Origin of the sequence: Parafrankia sp. Ea1.12 (assembly GCF_900465275.1) — a bacterium.
GTDB classification, from domain to species: Bacteria; Actinomycetota; Actinomycetes; order Frankiales; family Frankiaceae; genus Parafrankia; species Parafrankia soli.
Genome location: NZ_UBIZ01000208.1, coordinates 1 through 18722 on the forward strand (window position 1 = coordinate 1; position 18722 = coordinate 18722).

The following is an 18722-nucleotide window of genomic DNA, read 5'->3' on the forward strand; positions in this document are numbered from 1 at the left end:
CGCCACCGCGTGCAACGCGACCGTGGTTTTTCCGGACGACTCCGGCCCATAGATCTCGACGACGCGCCCGCGAGGGAGGCCCCCGATACCGAGCGCGACATCCAGCGCGATGGATCCGGTCGGGATGGCCTGGATCGGCGGGCGGGTGTCGTCACCCAGCCGCATGACCGAGCCCTTGCCGAACTGCTTGTCGATCTGCGCAAGAGCGTTCTCCAACGCCTTGTCGCGGTCGGGTCCTGCCATTGGAGTTACTCCTGGCTGAGGTCGTCGAGTCTTGGCCACGAGCCGACGCTAGGGGGTGGGTCCGACAGTTTCGATAGCCGGGTGGCCTCTGTGGACAACTGAGCGCATGTGGACAACACTAGCCGAACATCCGTTCGAAGCCACAGTGACACGCCGGTGCCCACCCGAACGGGTGGTTCCGGCACGCCGCGCGCATACCCCTGACACCACGGGTGGCCGCTCGGCCCCGCGCCGCGCCGTCCGGCGCCGACCGTCACCGCCCGAACGAGCCGGTCGACGAACGAGCCGGTCGACGACCTGCCGACGCCAACCTGGCGGCGGCGCGGGCCGCCGCGTCAGCGATCGCGGGCCGGCACGTTGAACTCGTCGCAGACGGCGCGCCACACCTGCTTGAGGTCGTCGCCCCGGCCCAGCGCCCGTTCGACGGTCGCCCCGCCCAGCCCGGAGATCACATGGTCGCGTGCCAGTGAGTCCGCGTACGCCGCGCCGAACTGCTTGTTCATGTTCGCCCAGAACTCGGTCAGTCGCACGGGACCAGTGTGCACGGGCCTCCCGCCCGGCCTCCCGGCGCGGGACGCACCGGTGCCGGTCACGGCCACCAGGCGCCGGGCGCCCCACGACGCCCCGCCACCGTGATGCCGGGCGCAGGCACCGTCACGCCGGGCGCGGGCACGCGACGTCCCACGGGAACCGCGGAGCGGGCAAGTTCTGTCGGTGGGCCGAGTTGTGTCGGGGGTAGGACGCAGACTGGTGCACGTGACCGCATCGGACCCACTCGCCGCCTTCTCGGCCCCGACCAGGGAATGGTTCGCGTCCTCCTTCGCGGCGCCGACTCCGGCCCAGGCCGGCGCGTGGGCAGCCGTCGCCGGTGGGGAAAGCGCCCTGGTCGTCGCTCCGACCGGGTCGGGCAAGACACTCGCCGCCTTCCTCTGGTCGCTGGACTCGTTGGCCCGCTCGGCGCCGCCGGCCGATCCGGCCCGCCGCTGCCGGGTGCTCTACGTCAGCCCGCTCAAGGCGCTGGCGGTCGACGTGGAGCGCAACCTGCGCGCGCCACTCACCGGCATCCGGGCCGCCGCCACCCGGCTCGGCCTGCCCGTGCCGGACGTGTCCGTGGGTGTCCGCTCCGGTGACACCCCGGCGGCCGAGCGCCGGGCGTTCGGCCGCACCCCGCCGGACATTTTGATCACCACGCCGGAGTCGCTGTTCCTGATTCTCACCAGCGCCGCGCGGGAGGCGCTGCGCGGCGTGGAGACGGTGATCGTGGACGAGGTACACGCGGTGGCGGGCACCAAGCGCGGCGCCCACCTCGCGCTCAGCCTCGAGCGCCTCGACGACCTGTTGGACGTCCCCGCCCAGCGGGTCGGCCTGTCCGCGACGGTGCGCCCGGTCGACGAGGTGGCCCGGTTCCTCGGCGGGCCGCGGCCGGTCACCGTGGTGCGCCCGCCGGCGGCGAAGACCCTCCATATAGACGTCGTGGTCCCGGTCGAGGACATGGCGAACCTCGGCGAGGTGGCCGGCGCGGTCCCGGAGGGCTCCGCCGCCGGGGCGGCGCCGCGGGCGTCGATCTGGCCGGCGGTCGAGGAGAAGGTGCTCGACCTGATCCTCGGCCACTCCTCGACGATCGTGTTCGCGAACTCCCGGCGGCTGGCGGAGCGGCTGTGCGCGCGGCTGAACGAGTTGTACGCCGACCGTCTCGCCACCGCGGACGCCACGGGCGCCACGGGCGACCCCGATGGTCGGGAGACCGGCGGCTGGGAGTCCGACGGGTGGGAGAGCGGCGAGCGCGCCGGCCCCGCGGGCTCCCGCGCCCCCGCGGAGATCATGGGGGTCGCCGGTTCGGCCGTGTCGCCGGCCGGGGTCGAGGTGGCGCGGGCGCACCACGGCAGCGTCAGCCGTGAGCAGCGCATGCTGATCGAGGAGGACCTCAAGGCCGGGCGGCTGCCCGCGGTGGTCGCCACGTCCAGCCTCGAGCTGGGTATCGACATGGGCGCGGTCGATCTGGTCGTGCAGATCGAGTCGCCGCCCAGCGTGGCGGCCGGCATGCAGCGGATCGGCCGGGCCGGCCACCAGGTCGGCGCGGCCAGCCGGGGGGTGGTGCTGCCCAAGCACCGCTCCGACCTGCTGGAGTGCGCGGTCGTGGCCGAGCGGATGAGCGACGGGCGCATCGAGGCCGTGCGCTACCCGCGCAACCCGCTCGACGTGCTGGCCCAGCAGATCGTCGCGATGGTGGCGGTCGAGGACCGCGAGGTGGACGAGCTGGGCGCGCTGGTCCGCCGCGCGGCGTCGTTCGCCACCCTGCCCGCCTCCGCCTACGAGGCCGTGCTGGACATGCTGGCCGGGCGCTATCCGTCCGACGACTTCGCCGAGCTGCGCCCGCGCATCACCTGGGACCGGGCGACCGGGGTCCTCGCGGGCCGGCCGGGCGCCCAGCGGCTCGCCGTGACCAGCGGCGGGACGATCCCCGACCGCGGCATGTTCGGGGTCTTCCTCGTCGGTGAGAAGGCCAGCCGCGTCGGCGAGCTCGACGAGGAGATGGTCTACGAGTCCCGGGTCGGCGACGTCGTCCTGCTCGGCTCGTCGAGCTGGCGGATCGAGGAGATCACCCCCGACCGGGTGCTGGTGACCCCGGCGCCGGGCCGGCCCGGTCGGCTGCCGTTCTGGCACGGTGACGCGCCGGGCCGGCCTGCCGAGCTCGGCCGCGCGCTCGGCTCGTTCCTGCGGGAGCTGTCCGCGGCGAGCCCGCGGGACGCCGCCGACCGGGTGCGGGCCGCCGGGCTGGACACCTGGGCGACCGCGAACCTGCTGACCTACCTGGACGAACAGCGCGCCGCCGCCGGGCATCTCTCCGACGACCGTCGCATCGTCGTGGAGCGGTTCCGCGACGAGCTGGGCGACTGGCGCCTGGCCGTCCACTCGCCGTTCGGTGCGCCGGTGAACGCCCCCTGGGCGCTGGCGATCGGCGCCCGGCTGCGGGAGCGCTACGGCGCGGAGGTCCAGATCATGCACACCGACGACGGCATCGTCGCCCGCGTGCCCGACGCCGCCGAGCCCCCCGAGGCCGAGCTGGTCGTCTTCGAGCCCGAGGAGACCGAGGCGCTCGTCCGTGCCGAGGTGGGCGGCAGCGCCCTGTTCGCGAGCCGGTTCCGTGAGTGCGCGAGCCGCTCGCTGCTGCTGCCCCGCCGTACTCCCGGGCGGCGCACGCCGCTGTGGCAGCAGCGCCAGCGCAGCGCGCACCTGCTGTCGGTCGCCTCGACCTTCGGCGACTTCCCGGTCGTGCTCGAGACGATGCGCGAATGCCTGCAGGACGTCTACGACGTCCCGGCCCTGGTGGGCCTGATGCGCGACATCGGCGCCCGCTCGCTGCGGGTGGTCGAGGTCGAGACGCCGTCCCCGTCCCCGTTCGCCTCGTCGCTGCTGTTCGGCTATGTCGCCGCGTTCATGTACGACGGCGACGCGCCGCTGGCCGAACGGCGCGCCCAGGTCCTCTCCCTGGACAGCTCGCTCCTCGCCGAGCTGCTCGGTGAGGCCGAGCTGCGCGAGCTCATCGATCCCGGGGCGCTGGAGCGGATCACCGCCGAGCTCCAGCGGCTGGTGCCCGACCGGCACGCCCACGACGTCGAGTCCACCGCCGACCTGCTGCGCGCCCTCGGCGACCTGACGGACGAGGAGGCCGGGGCGCGGGGGGTGGCGCCGTCCTGGCTGGCGGCGCTGGCGGACGCCGGGCGGGTGATCCGGGTGCGGATCGGCGGCGAGGCGCGCTGGGCCCCGGTCGAGGACGCCGGCCGCCTGCGCGACGCGCTCGGTGTTCCGCTGCCGGTGGGAGTGCCGGCGGCGTTCACCGAGCCGGTCCGCGATCCGCTCGGCGACCTGGTCTCCCGCTTCGCCCGCACCCACGGCCCGTTCGAGCCGGCCGCCGTCGCCGCCCGTTTCGGGCTCGGGGTGGCGGTGGTCGTCGGGGCCCTCGAGCGGCTCACCGCGACCGGGCGGCTGGTACGCGGCGAACTCCACCCCGACCGCGCGGGCGAGCAGTGGTGCGACGCGGGGGTGCTGCGCGCGCTGCGCCGCCGCAGCCTGGCGGCGCTACGCAAGGAGGTGGAGGCCGTCCCCACCCGGGCGATGGGCGCGTTCCTGCCCGCCTGGCAGTCGGTGACGACAGGCCGCGGGCACGGTGTGGACGGCGTGCTGCGCGCCGTGGAGCAGCTCCAGGGCGCCCCGGTGCCGGCGAGCGCGCTGGAGCAGCTCGTCCTGCCCGCCCGGGTCAGCGACTACTCATCGGCGATGCTGGACGAGCTGTGCGCGACCGGCGAGGTGCTGTGGGCCGGGGCCGGCGGCCTGCCCGGCAACGACGGTTGGGTCACCCTCGTGCTGGCCGACTCCGCCGGGGAGCTGCTGCCCCCGCCCGACCTGGACGCCGCCGGCGGCGACCTGCACCGCGCGATCCTCGACGCCCTCGCCGGCGACCAGGCGCTGTTCTTCCGGACCCTCTCCGACCGGGTCGGCGCGCTCGACGACACGGCCCTGGCGGACGCGCTGTGGGATCTGGTGTGGGCCGGTCTGGTCACCAACGACACCCTTGCCGCCCTGCGCGTCCAGCTCGGCGCCGGGCGTCCGGCGCATCCCGCGCATCCGGTGCCGCCGCGCCGGCGCTCGGCGCGCGGCCGGCCGGCGCGGTTCGGCCGGCCGACCATGCCGCGCCGGGCCGGCCCGCCCACCGTCGGCGGCCGGTGGTCGCTGCTGCCGGAGCGGGAACCCGACCCGACCCGACGGGCGCACGCGCTGGCCGAGTCCCTCCTGGACCGGCACGGCATCGTCACCCGCGGCGCGGTCACCGCCGAGCGCACGCCAGGCGGATTCGCGGCGGTGTACCGGGTGCTGTCGGCGTTCGAGGACGCCGGGCGGTGCCGCCGCGGCTACTTCGTCGAGTCGCTGGGGGCCGCGCAGTTCGCCGTCCCCGGCGCGGTCGACCGGCTCCGCGCGATCGCCGGGGCGCAGCGCGACGCCGCCGACCAGCCCGCCTGGTCCGCCCCCGACCTGGTCGCCTCTGGTCTCGGCGTCTCTGGCTTCAGCGCCTCCGGTCTCGGCGCCCAGAGCCTGGGCACCCCGGGTCTGGGGTCGGGCCATGCCGCGGCGGCGCGACTGGGCGGGGCCGCGGCGGCGGAGCGGTTCCCGGCCGCCGGGTCCGGGGGTCCGCCAGGCTACGGCGCCCGCCGCGGGGACACCGGCGCCGCAGCGGCGGTCGTGCTCGCGGCCAGTGACCCGGCGAATCCCTACGGTGCCGCGCTGCCGTGGCCCAAGCGCCCGGCAGCCGACGGCGAGGGCTCGGGCCACCGTCCGGGGCGCAAGGCCGGCGCGCTGGTCGTCCTGGTCGACGGCGAGCTCGTCCTCTACGTCGAACGAGGCGGCCGCACCCTGTTGTCGTGGTCGGACGCGCCGGGCCTGCTCGGCCCGGCGGTGGGTGCCCTGGCCGGGGCGGTCCGCGCCGGGTCCCTCGGCCGGCTGGCCGTGGAGAAGGCCGACGGCGCCGCGGTGGTCGGCAGCGGGCTCGGCGCGGCCCTGGAGTGGGCGGGGTTCCACCCGACCCCCCGCGGCCTACGGCTTCGGGGGTGACCACGGCGCGGGAGGAGCCCGGCCGCGTACCCACCCCGTGGGACCCGAGCCTGCGCGGCCTGACGATCGGCCTCGTCAGCACCGTCACACTGATCGCCTTCGAGGCGATGGCGGTCGTCACCGTGCTGCCGGAGGTCGCCGCCGACCTGTCCGGACTGTCCCTGTACGGCTGGACGACCAGCGGGTTCTTCCTCGGTCTGCTCGTCGGGGTGGTGATCGCCGGGGCGGAGACGGACCGCGTCGGCGCGGTGCGCCCGTTCACCGTCGGGCTGTCGCTGTTCGCCGCCGGCTTAGCCGTGGCCGCCCTCGCGCCGACCATGGAGATCCTGGTGGCCGGCCGCATCCTGCAGGGCCTCGGCGGCGGCGCGGTACCCGCCGTGCTGTACGCGACGATCGGGCGTGCCTACCCGGAGTCGCAGCGGCCCAGGATGTTCGCGGTGACGTCCACCGCCTGGGTGGTGCCCGGGCTGGTCGGGCCGGTGACCTCGGCGCTCGTCGCCGAGCACGCCGGCTGGCGGTGGGTCTTCGGCGGGCTGCTCCCGCTGGTGCTGGCGGCCGGGGCGATCACGGTCCGCGCGCTGGGCGGGCTGGGGCCGCCGCCGACCGCGCCCACCGGCGGGGCGGCGCGGCGTTTCGTCGCCGCGATCAGGGTGAGCGTCGGTGCCGGCCTCATCCTGGCCGGGCTGACGAGCCGGTCGCCGCTGGGGATCGCGCCGGTTCTCGCCGGGGGGCTGCTCGCCTACCGGCCGCTGCGCGTCCTGCTCCCGGAGGGAACGCTGCGCGCACGTCCCGGCATCGCGGCGGCGGTGGCCGCCCGCGGGCTGCTGACCTTCGCCTTCTTCGGCGCCGACACCTTCGTCCCGCTGGCCGTCACGGCGGCGCGCGGGCAGTCCACGACGGTCGCCGGCACCGCGGTCACCGTCGCGACCGTGACCTGGACAACAGGCTCCTGGACGCAGGCGCGGCTGGCCGGGCGCTACCCGGGGCGGGAGCTGATCCGCTCCGGCCTGCTCCTGGTGGCGGCCGGCACGGCGGGCTTCGCCCTGGTCCTGGTGGACGGCGTACCGCTGGCGGTGCCGATCGCCTGCTGGGGGCTCGCCGGGCTCGGGATGGGCCTGGCGTATTCGCCGGTGGTGAGCCTGGTCCTCGCCGAGACGCCGCCGGAGCGGCACGGCACGGCGTCCAGCTCGGTGACCCTCTCGGACAACCTCGGAACGGCGTTCGGGACAGGTCTTGGCGGAGTGGCCGTCGCGGCCAGCGAAGCCTCCACCGGGACACCCTCAGCCGGGCTGGGTGTGGTCTTCGCCCTGACCGCGGTCGTCGCCGTGCTGGGCGCCACCGTCATCCGCCGGGCTCCGTCCAGGACGTTCCCCACTGTGTCCTGACGATCTGTGTCCTGACGATCCGCGTCCGGACTGGCCGTGCTCTGACTGCACCCGTGCACGGACACGGACCGCGTCCTGGCAGGTCGACAGGGCCGGGTCGTGGGCACCATGGGGATGTGCCCGAAGGTGACACGGTCTGGCTGGCGGCGCGGCAGATGGATACCGCGCTCGCCGGCCGGGTGCTGCTGCGCTCGGACTTCCGGGTGCCGTCGCTGGCGACCGCCGACCTGAGCGGGCGGCGGATCATCACCGTCCGCCCACGCGGCAAGCACCTCCTGACCCGAGTCGAGGGCGGCCTCACCCTGCACACCCACTTCCAGGTGACTCCTCCGACGGTTGGAGCCGTCGGCTTCTCAGGCCGCTTCCGCGCCCTGACGGGCCAGCCCGACCCGAAGAATGTTGATCGCCGCGTTCACGTCGGCGTGCGCGGCATGCCCGCACGCGACACAGACGAACGCGGCCTGTGTCCTGCGGCTGTCGGCGTGGCAGTGCCCGCAGACCGCACAGGTGCGGGAGGTGTTGGCAGGGTTGACCTCGACGACCACCCGTCCGGCGCTTTCAGCCTTGGCACGCAGCACAGCGAGGAACACCCCCCACCCCGCGTCGAGAACACTCCTGTTCAACCCGGGCTTCGCCGCCTGCCCGTTCGCCAGGAAAGCTCCGAGCCGGTCGGGGTCGGGTCTCGGCGCGGCCCGGCGGGTCATGTTCACGATCCGCAGTGCCTCCACGGCGATCAGATCGTGGTCGCGGACCAGGTCGCGTGCGACCGTGTGGGCGAGGTCGAGCCGCTGCCGGCGAACCCTGCGGTGCAGGGCGGCGACCTTCGCGACGGTCTTCCGGCGCCGGGTCGACCCCCGCTTCTTACGGGCCAGTTCCCGTTGCGCACGCGCGAGCCGACCGGCCGCCGCGGCAAGAAAGCGCGGGTTACCGACCTGACGGCCATCGGAGAGGGTCACCAGCGACGCCGCACCCATATCCACCCCCACCGCCACCCCGGTGGCCGGCAGCGGCCGCGCGGGCACGTCGTCGCAGGAGAGGACCACATACCAGCGGCGGCCTTCCCGCTTCACCGAGACCGTCCTGACCGTGCCCGCCACCGGCCGATGCTGGTGCACCTTGACGTGACCCACACCCTGAAGCCGGACCCGGACCCGGGTCCGGGTCCGGGTCCGGGTCCGGGTCCGGGTGGGATGCTCAGGCTGGGAGTTCCACCGGCAACCGTCCCCGTCCCTCGGCCACTCGACCGTGTCGAACCGGCCCGCGCCTCTGAACCGCGGGTAGCCAGGGGTCTCGCCTGCTTTGACGCGGCGGAAGAAGCCGGCGAACGCCCTGTCGAGGCGACGCAGGGTGGCCTGCTGGGAGGAGAACGACCAGCGGCCCTGATCCGGGTCGCAGGCGCGGATCTCCCTGAGCTGGGCGGACTGGTCGCCGTAGCGAACCGTCACCTTCGACGGATGCCGGTAGGCGTCGCGTCGTTCCTGCAACGCGGCGTTGTAGAGCGCCCGATGATCATCGAGCATCGCCGTCAGCGCGGTGGCCTGCCGCGCCGTCGGGCGGAGCAGGAACTTGAACGCCCGCCTCACCGGGCCCGCTCCACACGCCACGGCCACTCGTCCTGGGTGTCGACGTACCGGCGGACAGTCTCAGCGGACACCACGCCGACGGTGGCGGCGAAGTACGACCGCGACCACATGGCCGGCAACCGGGAACACAGATGCCCGAACTCCACGCGCAGCACCCGGGACGTCAACCCCTTGAGCTGGTTGGCGACAGACGACGGGGAGTGCTTCGGGTGAAGCTTGACGAACAGGTGCACATGGTCGGGCATGACCTCCCACGCAACGACCATCCACTCATGCCCGGCGCACTTCCGCCGGACCAGCTCCGCACAGCGGTCACCGACGGGACCAGCGAGCACAGGGCGGCGGAACTTCGGGCACCACACCCTGCGATACCCAAGGTCGTAGACACCACCCGCGCCCACCATCACCCCCCGAACCATGATCCGAACATACCAGCGATGCACACATACGGTTACGGTCCGTGCCCAACTCCCCTGACGTCTGAAGGCGCCAGCCCCCTCGGGAAATCTTGACGGAGGGATCGTGGCACCTCTACCGGCCCGGCTCGCGCTGGTCCGGGGGGCCGGCCTGGCAGGTCCGGGTGGTGCTGGTCACCGCGGAGCAGGTGGCCGTCGGCTACCGGCTGCCGGTCGTCGAGATCCTGCCGACCGCGCAGGAGAACCGGGTCGTCGGGCACCTGGGCCCGGACGTCCTCGGCGACGGCTGGGACCTCGACCGCGCCGTCGCCAACCTGCACCCGGGAGATCGGCTCAGCGCTGCTCGACCAACGGCTGCTGGCCGGTCTGGGCAACATCTGGCGGACGGAGGCGTGCTTCCTCGCCGGAGTGAGCCCGTGGACCCCGGCCGGCGAGGTGAACGATCTTGAAGGACTGGTCCGCCGCGCCCAGGCGATGATCAGGGCCGGGGCACGGGGCGGGCACCAGGTGACTACCGGGTCCGCCCGCCCGGGCGAACAGCATTGGGTGTATGGGCGCGCAGGCAGGCCCTGTCGGCGCTGCGGCACGCTCGTCCGCCGTCAGGAGCAGCGGACGGTCACCCAGAGTTCGCCCGGGCGCGGATCGCCGGCGCGCGCCGCCGGGCCCCGTGATCAGGGGTCCCACAGCCGTGCCCGGCGTGACCACGACCGGCGCGTGGGCGGCCGGCGTGACGGTGGCCGGCTCGCACGCGACGTCGGCGGGTCCGTCGACATCGAGGTTCAGAACGGTGCAGTTCCGGACGATGCAGTTCCGGACGGTGCGGTCCAGGACGGTGCGGTCCAGGACGGTGCGGTCCAGGACGGTGCGGTCCAGGACGGTCGGGTCACCGCGTGGTGCCCGACCTGCCAGCCCGGCCCCGTCCCGGGGGCCGCGGCCGGCCGGTGGGACGTCGGCCCCCGCCGCCGGGACGTCACACCCGGCTGGCCGCCAGCAGGCGGGCACGACCCCGGGTGAACGCGCCTTCGGCGGCCTTCACGCTGATGGACAGGTCGTCGGCGGCCTGTCGCGTGGTCCGGCCGGCGGCGCGGGCCATCATGATCTGCCGCTCGCGGCCGCGCAGGCGACGGGTCTGGTCGAGCAACCAGAGCGCCTCCGCACGGTCGCAGGTCGAGTCCTCGGGGCCGGGGTCACTGGGCGCCGCGACGCTGCGGGCCATCGCACGGTCCGCGCGCATCCGCGCACGGTGATGATCAACGCACAGCCGGAGCACGGTTGTGGTCAGGAACTGACCGACTCGGTGGCTGTCGAGGTTACGGAACCCCGCCGCGCGCACGAGTGCCTCCTGCGCGCAGTCCTCCGCGTCGGCGGTGCTGGGCAGCCGCCTGCGCGCAATGTGCACCAGTCGTTCGCGGTGCGGCAGGACGAGCGACCACCGGTCACCGCTGAACGGTTGGTCGACGGCAGCGAGAGGTGCCGCCTGAGGTGCCTGCCGGGCCGGCTGCGAGGTCGGGGACTCGTTCTCTTCCCCAATAATTAGCGTCATGGCACTTCCACCTGCCTGGCTGCGTCATGCCATCCGGACGTCCGGGACCGCCGGTCTGGCTATCGCACGGCGGCGATGAAAACGTGGACGACGCTCCCCTCGTCACCCGACGCCACAATCGCCGATCGGACATGTGGGACATTAAGGCAATCGCAGCGTGCGCGCCATAACCCCCGTCACATATTCAAACCCATCTCCCACCCCAAGGTGCTAACCCGGGTGTACACCGGGTCGAATGGGAAGGTAAATCTGCATAGTCACTGTGCACTTAAGCGGATGACCTTTATCTGACCCGGTCGGCGGAAAGTCGCTGCGGGGCAGGCACAACGGCCGGTCGGCACCCGGCCGAATGGCATGCCGACCCCGCCCGGACGTTAACCCGATGTGACACCTAAGAAGATCGTGCCGGTTCAGGTCGGGCGGCCTCGCCCGGTGGTTCCCATCAGTTCGGATAGCCCATCGGCGTAGGCGCGCAGCCGCTCGACGTCCTCGGTGAGCCGGTGCAGCTCGGCCGCGGGCGCCGCGACGGTCCCGACGATCTCGGTCGCGGCGGCCAGCAGGCCGTCCAGCGCGTCGGCGGCGCGGTTCATGCCGTCGAGCAGCTGGGCCGAGGTGGCCAGGATGTTCGCGCGCCGCACAGGATCCGCCACTGCCCGCGCCGCGGACTCGCAGGCCAGGACCTGCCCGGCACTCACCCGCAGGCCGTCCACCAGCCGAACGGCGCCCGCCACCGCCGTGCGCACCGGGGCCGCGGGCGGGCGGTCCTCCACCGACCGGGCGAGCGCGACGAGCGCGGCCAGCCCCGCCTCCCCCCGGCGCAGCGGACGCGCGGCCGCCGAGCGGCGCAGCGCCACCGCCCCCGGCGCGGGGACGGCCGGCATGGGAAGCGCGTCGTCCCTGTCGCGGAATGCCCGCAGCTCCCGATAGGACAGGCCTGCCCGGACGAGCGCCGCTCCCCCGAAGACGAACCATCCCCATGCGTGGTCGATGAAGGCCGCCGCAGGTGACGCGGCGGCGGCGGCCGTCCAGGCCTGCGTGGAAAAGGTGGCGCGTCGCCGCGCGCGCCGGGTGGCGCGCCCGAAACGGCGCTCCGACCTTTCCAGCGACCGGCGTTCGACGTCAGCCCTGATCCAGTCGGGCAACGCCGGTGTGACCGCCGCGGCGAGTTCCGTGGCGCGGATCCGATAACCTTCGAGCGCGGCCCTGTCGACCGAATCAGCGAAGTGAAAAGAATTTCTTCCTTTACGCTGCCAATGCGACTGGTTCCCGCGCACACTTTGACCGGAATCACCGTTCGTAACCGGAGTCCCGGGAAATACGGATGGTTCCGGGCCGGCCTGCCAGCCCGTCGGCACGGCCGAACCCGGCGGCACACCGCCTGAGGGGTCCACGGCGGTGGGGTCGGCGCCCGCGTCGGTCATCGACAGCCTCCCGCAGTCACCACGGCCCAACGGTCATCATCACCGGCTCAGGCCGGCGGAGCCTCCTGGGTACCGGACGCGGGCGGTGTGCCGCCGCCCTGCGACGGCGCGGAGTCGCCCGCTGCCTTACCCAACGACAGACGCTCGTCGCCGGTGCCACCCGGCACCCGGCCGGCGGAGATGCCCGGTGTGGGCGGCATGGGCGGCATCGCGGGCCGGCCCGTCTGCCCGGGCGCGCCGGCCCCGTGGCCGCCGGCCATGCTTCCCCGCAGCTCGGCGAGGCGCCCGGCGGCCTGCGCGTCCATGGTCGCGCGCCGCACCTCGAGCATCCTGGCCTCCATGCCCTGCGAGGCGAGCTCCTGGCGGCCGAGCGCCACGGCGTAGCGCTTCTCGACCTTGTCCCGCACCTCCGCCAGCGTCGGCGTGTCACCGGCCGGGGGCAGCGATGACATCCCCTCCATCGCCTTGCTCATCTGCTCGTGCATGGCGGCGTGCTCGATCTGGGTGAGCAGGCGGGTCCGCTCGGCGAGCTGGCGGTGCATGCGGGCGGTGTTGTCCTCGACCGCCACGCGGGCCTGCGCGGCCGACGCCGCGGCCTGCTCGTGGAGGACCTTCAGATCCTCCAGCGCCGTCTCGGAGGCGATCAGCTTGCTGGCGAACGCCTGCGCGGTCTGCTCGTACTGGACCGCTGTGGCCAGATCGCCCGCGGCGCGGGCATTGTCCGCGAGCATCAGGGCGGAGCGGGCCGACTCGGTGAGGTTGGTGACCTCCTCGACCTGGCGGGCCATCTTCATCTCGATCTCACGCTGGTTCCCCACGACGAGCGCGGCCTGCGAGACGAGCTTCTCGTGCTGTTGGCGTGCCGCCTCGATGGCCTGGTCGATCTGGACCCGCGGATCCGCGCGGTTCTCCAGTTCGATCTCAGCCCGCTTTGACAGGTAGCGGAGGGCCTTGCGGACGACATTCGCCATACCTCGATCGTCCCACGGCGAGACCGATCTGGTGAGCCGCCAACGGCCTCGTTCCGCGCCCGGGCCGTGCCGAGAGCTGTCCGATTCCCGACGCTGCACCCGATTCGCCCCGACTCCAGCCGGATGACCCGATCACCGCCGCCGGAACCACCCGGGACGGCCCGCTGCCCCGGCCCGCGCGGCGGCACACCGAGGCGACAGTCCGGAGCATGGCCGGGCCGGGTCGAGGCGGGCCGGGGTACCTAGACCATCGCCTGGAACATCCAGTGCTGTTCCTCGAGGTCGCGGACCACATCGATGAACAGGTCCTGGGTCACCGGATCCGGCTGGGCGGTGAGGTCCATCCGGGTGCGCATCCTGGTGATCATCCCGGCGAGGACGTCCGTGATCAGCCGGATCGCCTTCTCGTCACCGATGTAGCCGGGCTCGACGCCGTGCAGGTGACTGCTGCGGGCCACGGTGCTGGCCTGGCCGTCGGGGTTCACCCCGATCGCCGCGGCGCGTTCGGCACACATGTCGGTGTAGCGCCGGGCCAGGTCGACCACGGCGTCGAGCTGGCGGTGCACCGTGCGGAAGTTGCGGCCGATCACGTTCCAGTGGAGCTGCTTGCCCAACAGCGACAGATCGACCAGGTCGACGACGGCGCCCTGGAGAGCCTCGCCGGTGACCGTGCGCGCCTCGTCTGACAGCGGACTGCGGATGGCGCTCATGATGATCCTCTCTCTGGAGCTCGGGCACGTCCGCGAAAGGCGTGCCCGCAGAGAAGATCCGTACGCCGGTCAGGCTCAGCCCGCGTGGCAGAACCGACCGACCTCAGGCGACCGAACTCAGGCGACCCGGCTCAGGCGGCGCGGTCGACCACCGCCGGGCGGGCCGGCACGACCACGGCGGACGGGCCACCGACCGGTGTCGGCGCGCTCGCTGCCAGCTCGGCGAGCTCCAGGTCGTCACTGACCTCGCGAAGAAGGTCCGCCAGCCGTACTCCCAACGCGTCACAGATGGACGCGAGCAGTTCCGAGCTCGCCTCCTTCTGGCCGCGTTCGACCTCCGAGAGGTAGCCGAGCGACACTCTCGCCGCCGACGACACCTCCCGCAGTGTCCGGTGCTGATCCTGTCGGCGGCGGCGCAACGCCTCGCCGATCACGCGTCGGAGCAGGACCATCGAGCCTCCTCCTTCGTCCACGGGCTGCGTTCACCGTATACCCGCCGGGCGCCCCTCCGGGGCATCGTTGATAGGACTGTAACGCTGTAAGCACCCCCAAACGGGGATCGGCGCCACCACCCGGCCGATCGGTCGCCGTCCGCCCCACCATCGGGCGGCCGGCGGCGGAGGTCAGTGCGCCCGGGCCTGCTCCGGCAGCCTCGAGCCGCTGGCGCCCGGGCGGCCCTCCAGGGCACGGCGCAGCACGTCCAGGGCCTGCACGACGGCGAACTCGCGGACCCGCGGCCGGTCACCGGGCAACCGCAGCGAGCGGGACGTCGAACCGTCCGGACCGGCCAGCCCCACGTGCAGGGTGCCGACCGGCTTGCCCTCCTGCTCCTCCGGGCCGGCGACGCCGGTGGTGGCGAGCCCGTAGGTGGCTCCGAGCAGGTCACGGGCCCCGGCCGCCATCGCCTCGGCCGTCGCGGACGAGACCGCACCCTCGGTCGCGAGGACGTCCCGGTCGACGTTGAGCACGCTCCCCTTCACCTCGGTGGCGTACGAGACGACCCCGCCGCGGAACACGGAGCTGGCGCCGGGGACGTCCGTCAGCCGGCCCGCCAGCAGCCCGCCGGTGAGCGACTCCGCGACGGCGAGCGTCGCTCCCTCGGCCCGCAGCAGCTCCAGTACGACGCCCTCCAGCGACTCGTCGTCCCCGCCGTAGACGCCGGCGCCGAGCGCCGCGCGTGCCGCCTGCTCGACCGGGGCGATCAGCGTCTCCGCGGCCGCCCGGTCGGCGGCCCGGGCGGTGATCCGCACCCGGGTCTGGCCGCCGCTGGCGAGGAACGCGATGCGCGGGTTCCCGATCGGCTCGAGCCGCGCGACCTCGTCCGCGAGCGCCTCGGCGACCATCGACTCCCACATGCCCGCCGTGCGCAGCACCCGGTGCACGACCACCGCGGGCTGACCGGCCCGGCGCAGGATGTCCGGCAGCACGCTGCGGGTGAACATGTCGTGCATCTCGAACGGGACGCCGGGCATGGCGTAGACGACACCGGAGCCGATCTCCATGCGGACGCCGGGCGCGGTGCCCGGGCCGTTGGGCAGGGGCTGCGCGCCGACGGGCAGGTCGGCCTGCCGGAAGTTCATCTCCGGGACCCCACGGCCCCCCGTGCCCGAACGCGATCGCCCCAGTTCCTCGAAGCGGCGGCGCAGGATGGCCTCCTCGGCCTCGTCCCGGCGCAGGCCCACGCCGGCGGCCAGGGCGATCCCCTCGCGGGTCAGGTCGTCCTGGGTCGGGCCGAGCCCGCCCGTCATGATCACGGCGTCGGCGCGTCCCAGCGCGACACCGATAGCGGTCGCGATGTCCGAGATCAGGTCACCGACCACGGTGGACGTCGCCACCTCGACCCCGACGTCGGCGAGCTGGCGTCCCAGCCAGGCCGCGTTGCCGTTAACGATGTCCCCGTAGAGGAGCTCGTCCCCCACCGCCAGCAGCTCAGCGCGCATCGATCTCTCCTCTTCCGGGTCTTCCGGGCCCGGTCACGGCCCCCTGGTCCTCACCCACAGCCGGCTCGCCCAGGTTTGGCACGTCGGGAGTCGGCACGTCGGGAGCGCCGCCCGGCCGGGCCGCCGCGGTGGCCCGGCGGCGCAGCGCCAGCGCCCGGTAGACGTAGTCCGCCCCGGTCACCGCGGCGACGACGACACCGCAGGCGAGGATCACCGCCCGTCCCGTGGCCGCCACGCCCTCCAGCGGCAGGACGTAGAGCCCGAGCGAGATGTTGAGGAGCAGCGTCTTCGCCTTACCACCCCGGCTGGCCGCGATCACCCCGTACCGGATGACCCACAGCCGCAGCAGCGTCACGCCGATCTCGCGGACGGCGACCACGATGGTGACCACCCAGGGCAGTTCACCGAGGATCGACAGCGAGACCAGCGCGGCACCGGTAAGCGCCTTGTCCGCGATGGGATCCACCAGAATCCCGAAGTCGGTGACGAGGCCGCGGCGGCGGGCGATCGAGCCGTCGATCTGGTCGGTGATCGCGGCGACGGCGTAGGCGCCGAACGCCGTGTAGCGCCAGCCGTCGGTGTCCGGGCCGGCGAACAGGAAGGCCACAAAGACCGGCACCAGGGCCAGCCGGATGATCGTCAGGATGTTCGCGATGTTGAGGACCGGCGGCTTCGGCGCCACCAGGTCGCCGGTGCCGGTCACGCCACGCCCGAAGGGTGGCCCACCGCGTCCATCGGGCCGACCCCGTCCGGGATCGGCGGCAGCACGGAACCCGCCCCGGCCGACCCAGCGCTGGCCAGCCCGGCGCCGGCGCGGTCGAGCACGCCGGTGAACTCCGCGATCAGGTCGACGCCCTCGGCCGCCACGACCCGGGCCGCGACGAGGTCCCCGACGGACACGCCGCCCGGTGGCCCGCCCGCGGGCAGGCGGACCGTGCAGGAGCCGTCGGCGTCGGCCTGCTGGTGCCCGGCGCAGCCGTACCCGAGACCGCCGGCCACCTCCTCGACGAGCACCTCGACGGTCGTGCCGATGCGGCGCTCGGCGCGGCCTGCGGTGAGCTGCTCGACGAGGTCGGTGACCTCGGCCCGCCGGCTCTCGATCTCCTCGGGGTCGACGTGGCCCGCCATCCCGGCGGCCTCCGTCCCCTCTTCGTCGGAGTAGCCGAACACCCCGACGGCGTCGAGGTCGGCGTGCTCGAGAAAATTCACCAGGATGTCGACGTCCTCGTCGGTCTCACCGGGGAAGCCGACGATCACGTTCGAGCGGGCGCCCAGGTCGGGGAGCAGCGCGCGGGCCCGCCGCAGCAGGTCCAGGAAGTCGGTCGAGCCGCCGAACCGGCGCATCCGCCGCAGCACCGCCGGGCTGGCGTGCTGGAACGACAGGTCAAGGTAGGGCGCCAGGCCCGGCGTCGTCAGCAGCACCTCGAGCAGGGACGGCCGCAGCTCGGCCGGCTGGAGATACACGGTGCGGACACGAACAATCCCCGGAACGGCGGCCAGCCGGGGCAGCAGCTTCTCGAGCGCCCGCAGATCGCCGAGATCCTTGCCGTAGGACGTCGAGTTCTCGCTGACCAGGACAAGCTCGCGGGCGCCCTGCCCGGCCAGCCACTCGGCCTCGGCCAGCACCTCCTCCGGCCGGCGGGACACGTGCGAGCCGCGGAAGGACGGGATGGCGCAAAACGCGCAACGGCGGTCGCAACCGCTCGACAGCTTCAGCGGCACGACCGGGCTGGAGGTGAGCCGCCGCCGGCCGGTACCGGCCGCGCCCTCCCCCGCCGGCTCCGCCCGGCCGGCCACGTCCGCCAGGTCCGCCAGGTCCGTTGCCGGGCGGCTGTTCGCCGCCGGTCGGCCGTCCGGCGACGGAAGGACACGTCCACCACCGGGGAGCTGGATGTGACCGGGGATGTGCGGCGAGTGCGCCGCGCGGGAGGCGTCGCCCCGCTCCACCGGAGAGATCGGCAGCAGCGTGCGCCGGTCACGCGGGGTGTGCGAGGCCGGCGCCGAGCCGGCGAGCACCGCGTCGAGGTGCGCCGAGATCCGCGGATATGCGTCGAAGCCGAGGACGGCGTCCGCCTCGGGCAGCGTGTCGGCGAGCTCCCGGCCGTACCGCTCGGCCATGCAGCCCACGGCCACGACCGCGCGCGGCCCGCCCGACGCGGTTGCCTGCCCGGTGGTCGCGCCGCCGCCCGGCCCGTCATCGCCGGACTCACCGTCACCCGGCCCGTTGTCACCCGGCCCGTTGTCACCGGGCCCGCGCAGTGCGTCGGCGGCGAGCAGGGCGTCGATCGAGTCCTTCTTAGCCGCCTCGACGAAACCGCAGGTGTTGACCAGGACGGCGTCCGCGTCGGCGGCGTCGTCGACCAGGTCCCAGCCGTCGGCGGCGAGGCGGGCGGCGAGCTCCTCCGAATCCACCTCGTTACGGGAACACCCGAGCGTGACGAGAGCTACCCGGCGTGCAGGACGAGGAGACACGGACTCAGGCTACCGGGGCGCCCGCGGACAACGCGCCGACGGCCCCGGCCCGGCGTGGCCGACCCGAGCCCCGGGCCAGCCCGCCAAGCCCGACGTCAGCCGGTCGGCGGGGCCGTCATCGCCAGGCCGCCGGCCGCGAGGCCGCCCGTGCCCGGCCCGTCGACCGTGCAGCCGCCGCCGGTCGCGGCGAGCGCCAGTCGGATCGTCACGACCTCGCCCGGCCCGCCAGCCCGGTCCAGGCTCGTGCCGTTGCAGGAGAGGTCGACGGCGCCCGCGTTGCCCATCTTGATCTCCAGGGCGCCCTCGGAGGACACCTCACGGCTGTCGCCCCGCTGCAGGAGCTGCGCGAACAGCACCTTGTCGCTGTCGTCGCGGACCTCCAGCCAGCTCTGCGCGTCGCGGGCCTCCACCCGCACGTTCACCCCGGGGGG

The 18722-nt window shown here is 74.0% G+C and carries 16 protein-coding genes and 2 pseudogenes; 5 read left to right on the forward strand and 13 right to left on the reverse strand.

All coding sequences use genetic code 11. From position 1 onward, the window contains the following. Positions 1 to 243, reverse strand: a pseudogene (locus tag FMEAI12_RS07715) (DNA recombination/repair protein RecA); the annotation flags it as partial. Positions 244 to 578: 335 nt separating this feature from the next. Continuing rightward, entirely contained in the window at positions 579 to 788 is a 210-nt protein-coding gene (locus tag FMEAI12_RS07720) for a DUF3046 domain-containing protein (protein ID WP_255565665.1), read from the reverse strand. Between the two features lie 205 nt (positions 789 to 993). Here FMEAI12_RS07720 and FMEAI12_RS07725 point away from each other — a divergent pair, with 205 nt between their 5' ends. The 3 genes and pseudogenes from FMEAI12_RS07725 to FMEAI12_RS39770 form a co-directional block, all read left to right on the forward strand. After that, complete coding sequence (locus FMEAI12_RS07725; RefSeq protein ID WP_112105496.1) at positions 994 to 5850, forward strand: ATP-dependent helicase; 4857 nt, start codon at positions 994 to 996, stop codon at positions 5848 to 5850. Then, entirely contained in the window at positions 5847 to 7235 is a 1389-nt protein-coding gene (locus FMEAI12_RS07730; RefSeq protein ID WP_112105497.1) for an MFS transporter, read from the forward strand. The genes FMEAI12_RS07725 and FMEAI12_RS07730 overlap by 4 nt, the downstream gene beginning before the upstream one ends. 116 nt (positions 7236 to 7351) lie before the next feature. After that, positions 7352 to 7558 (forward strand): annotated as a pseudogene (locus tag FMEAI12_RS39770) (DNA-formamidopyrimidine glycosylase family protein); the annotation flags it as partial. 30 nt (positions 7559 to 7588) lie between these two features. Here FMEAI12_RS39770 and FMEAI12_RS07740 read toward each other — a convergent pair. Next, a complete protein-coding gene (locus tag FMEAI12_RS07740; RefSeq protein ID WP_112105503.1) occupies positions 7589 to 8818 on the reverse strand; it encodes an RNA-guided endonuclease TnpB family protein in 1230 nt (409 codons plus the stop codon). After that, positions 8815 to 9237 carry an IS200/IS605 family transposase gene (tnpA, locus tag FMEAI12_RS07745; RefSeq protein ID WP_112105502.1) on the reverse strand — a complete coding sequence of 141 codons (423 nt, stop codon included), beginning with the start codon at positions 9235 to 9237 and terminating at the stop codon, positions 8815 to 8817. The genes FMEAI12_RS07740 and tnpA overlap by 4 nt, the downstream gene beginning before the upstream one ends. A gap of 89 nt (positions 9238 to 9326) precedes the next feature. Between tnpA and FMEAI12_RS37900 the strand changes: the two genes are divergently transcribed. Next, positions 9327 to 9683: a hypothetical protein gene (locus tag FMEAI12_RS37900; protein ID WP_235013802.1), complete on the forward strand. Its 357-nt coding sequence runs from the start codon at positions 9327 to 9329 to the stop codon at positions 9681 to 9683. Beyond that, entirely contained in the window at positions 9610 to 10248 is a 639-nt protein-coding gene (locus tag FMEAI12_RS07750) for a hypothetical protein (RefSeq protein ID WP_235013803.1), read from the forward strand. Before FMEAI12_RS37900 ends, FMEAI12_RS07750 begins: the two co-directional genes overlap by 74 nt. Here FMEAI12_RS07750 and FMEAI12_RS07755 read toward each other — a convergent pair. The 9 genes from FMEAI12_RS07755 to FMEAI12_RS07795 all read right to left on the reverse strand — a co-directional run. Further along, the gene (locus FMEAI12_RS07755) at positions 10205 to 10777 is read right to left on the reverse strand and encodes an RNA polymerase sigma factor (protein ID WP_020458841.1); all 573 of its coding nucleotides are present in this window, start codon (positions 10775 to 10777) and stop codon (positions 10205 to 10207) included. The genes FMEAI12_RS07750 and FMEAI12_RS07755 overlap by 44 nt on opposite strands. A gap of 410 nt (positions 10778 to 11187) precedes the next feature. Next, positions 11188 to 11919, reverse strand: coding sequence for a hypothetical protein (locus FMEAI12_RS07760; protein ID WP_165938595.1), 732 nt, complete (start codon positions 11917 to 11919; stop codon positions 11188 to 11190). Positions 11920 to 12245: 326 nt separating this feature from the next. Continuing rightward, positions 12246 to 13169 (reverse strand): PspA/IM30 family protein, encoded by a 924-nt coding sequence (locus FMEAI12_RS07765; RefSeq protein ID WP_071066392.1) that lies wholly within the window; start codon positions 13167 to 13169, stop codon positions 12246 to 12248. Between the two features lie 242 nt (positions 13170 to 13411). Further along, positions 13412 to 13879, reverse strand: a complete 468-nt coding sequence (locus FMEAI12_RS07770; RefSeq protein ID WP_020458838.1) for a Dps family protein — start codon at positions 13877 to 13879, stop codon at positions 13412 to 13414. Positions 13880 to 14010: 131 nt separating this feature from the next. After that, on the reverse strand, positions 14011 to 14331 hold the full coding sequence (locus tag FMEAI12_RS07775) for a helix-turn-helix domain-containing protein (protein WP_018504616.1): 321 nt from the start codon (positions 14329 to 14331) through the stop codon (positions 14011 to 14013). 171 nt (positions 14332 to 14502) lie between these two features. Continuing rightward, entirely contained in the window at positions 14503 to 15819 is a 1317-nt protein-coding gene (locus FMEAI12_RS07780; protein WP_112105499.1) for a competence/damage-inducible protein A, read from the reverse strand. After that, positions 15809 to 16522 carry a CDP-alcohol phosphatidyltransferase family protein gene (locus FMEAI12_RS07785; protein WP_112105500.1) on the reverse strand — a complete coding sequence of 238 codons (714 nt, stop codon included), beginning with the start codon at positions 16520 to 16522 and terminating at the stop codon, positions 15809 to 15811. The genes FMEAI12_RS07780 and FMEAI12_RS07785 overlap by 11 nt, the downstream gene beginning before the upstream one ends. Continuing rightward, entirely contained in the window at positions 16519 to 18291 is a 1773-nt protein-coding gene (locus FMEAI12_RS07790; RefSeq protein ID WP_112105501.1) for a MiaB/RimO family radical SAM methylthiotransferase, read from the reverse strand. Before FMEAI12_RS07790 ends, FMEAI12_RS07785 begins: the two co-directional genes overlap by 4 nt. 95 nt (positions 18292 to 18386) lie before the next feature. After that, on the reverse strand, positions 18387 to 18722 hold a 336-nt coding region (locus tag FMEAI12_RS07795; protein WP_146776649.1), incomplete at its 5' end, for a DUF4115 domain-containing protein.

Excerpts from the sequence above, each read along its gene's own strand:
- tnpA (WP_112105502.1), bottom strand. The coding sequence starts at position 9,237 with ATGGTTCGGGGGGTGATGGTGGGCGCGGGTGGTGTCTACGACCTTGGG.
- FMEAI12_RS07755 (WP_020458841.1), bottom strand. The coding sequence starts at position 10,777 with ATGACGCTAATTATTGGGGAAGAGAACGAGTCCCCGACCTCGCAGCCG.
- FMEAI12_RS07765 (WP_071066392.1), bottom strand. The coding sequence starts at position 13,169 with ATGGCGAATGTCGTCCGCAAGGCCCTCCGCTACCTGTCAAAGCGGGCT.
- FMEAI12_RS07770 (WP_020458838.1), bottom strand. The coding sequence starts at position 13,879 with ATGAGCGCCATCCGCAGTCCGCTGTCAGACGAGGCGCGCACGGTCACC.
- FMEAI12_RS07775 (WP_018504616.1), bottom strand. The coding sequence starts at position 14,331 with ATGGTCCTGCTCCGACGCGTGATCGGCGAGGCGTTGCGCCGCCGCCGA.
- FMEAI12_RS07780 (WP_112105499.1), bottom strand. The coding sequence starts at position 15,819 with ATGCGCGCTGAGCTGCTGGCGGTGGGGGACGAGCTCCTCTACGGGGAC.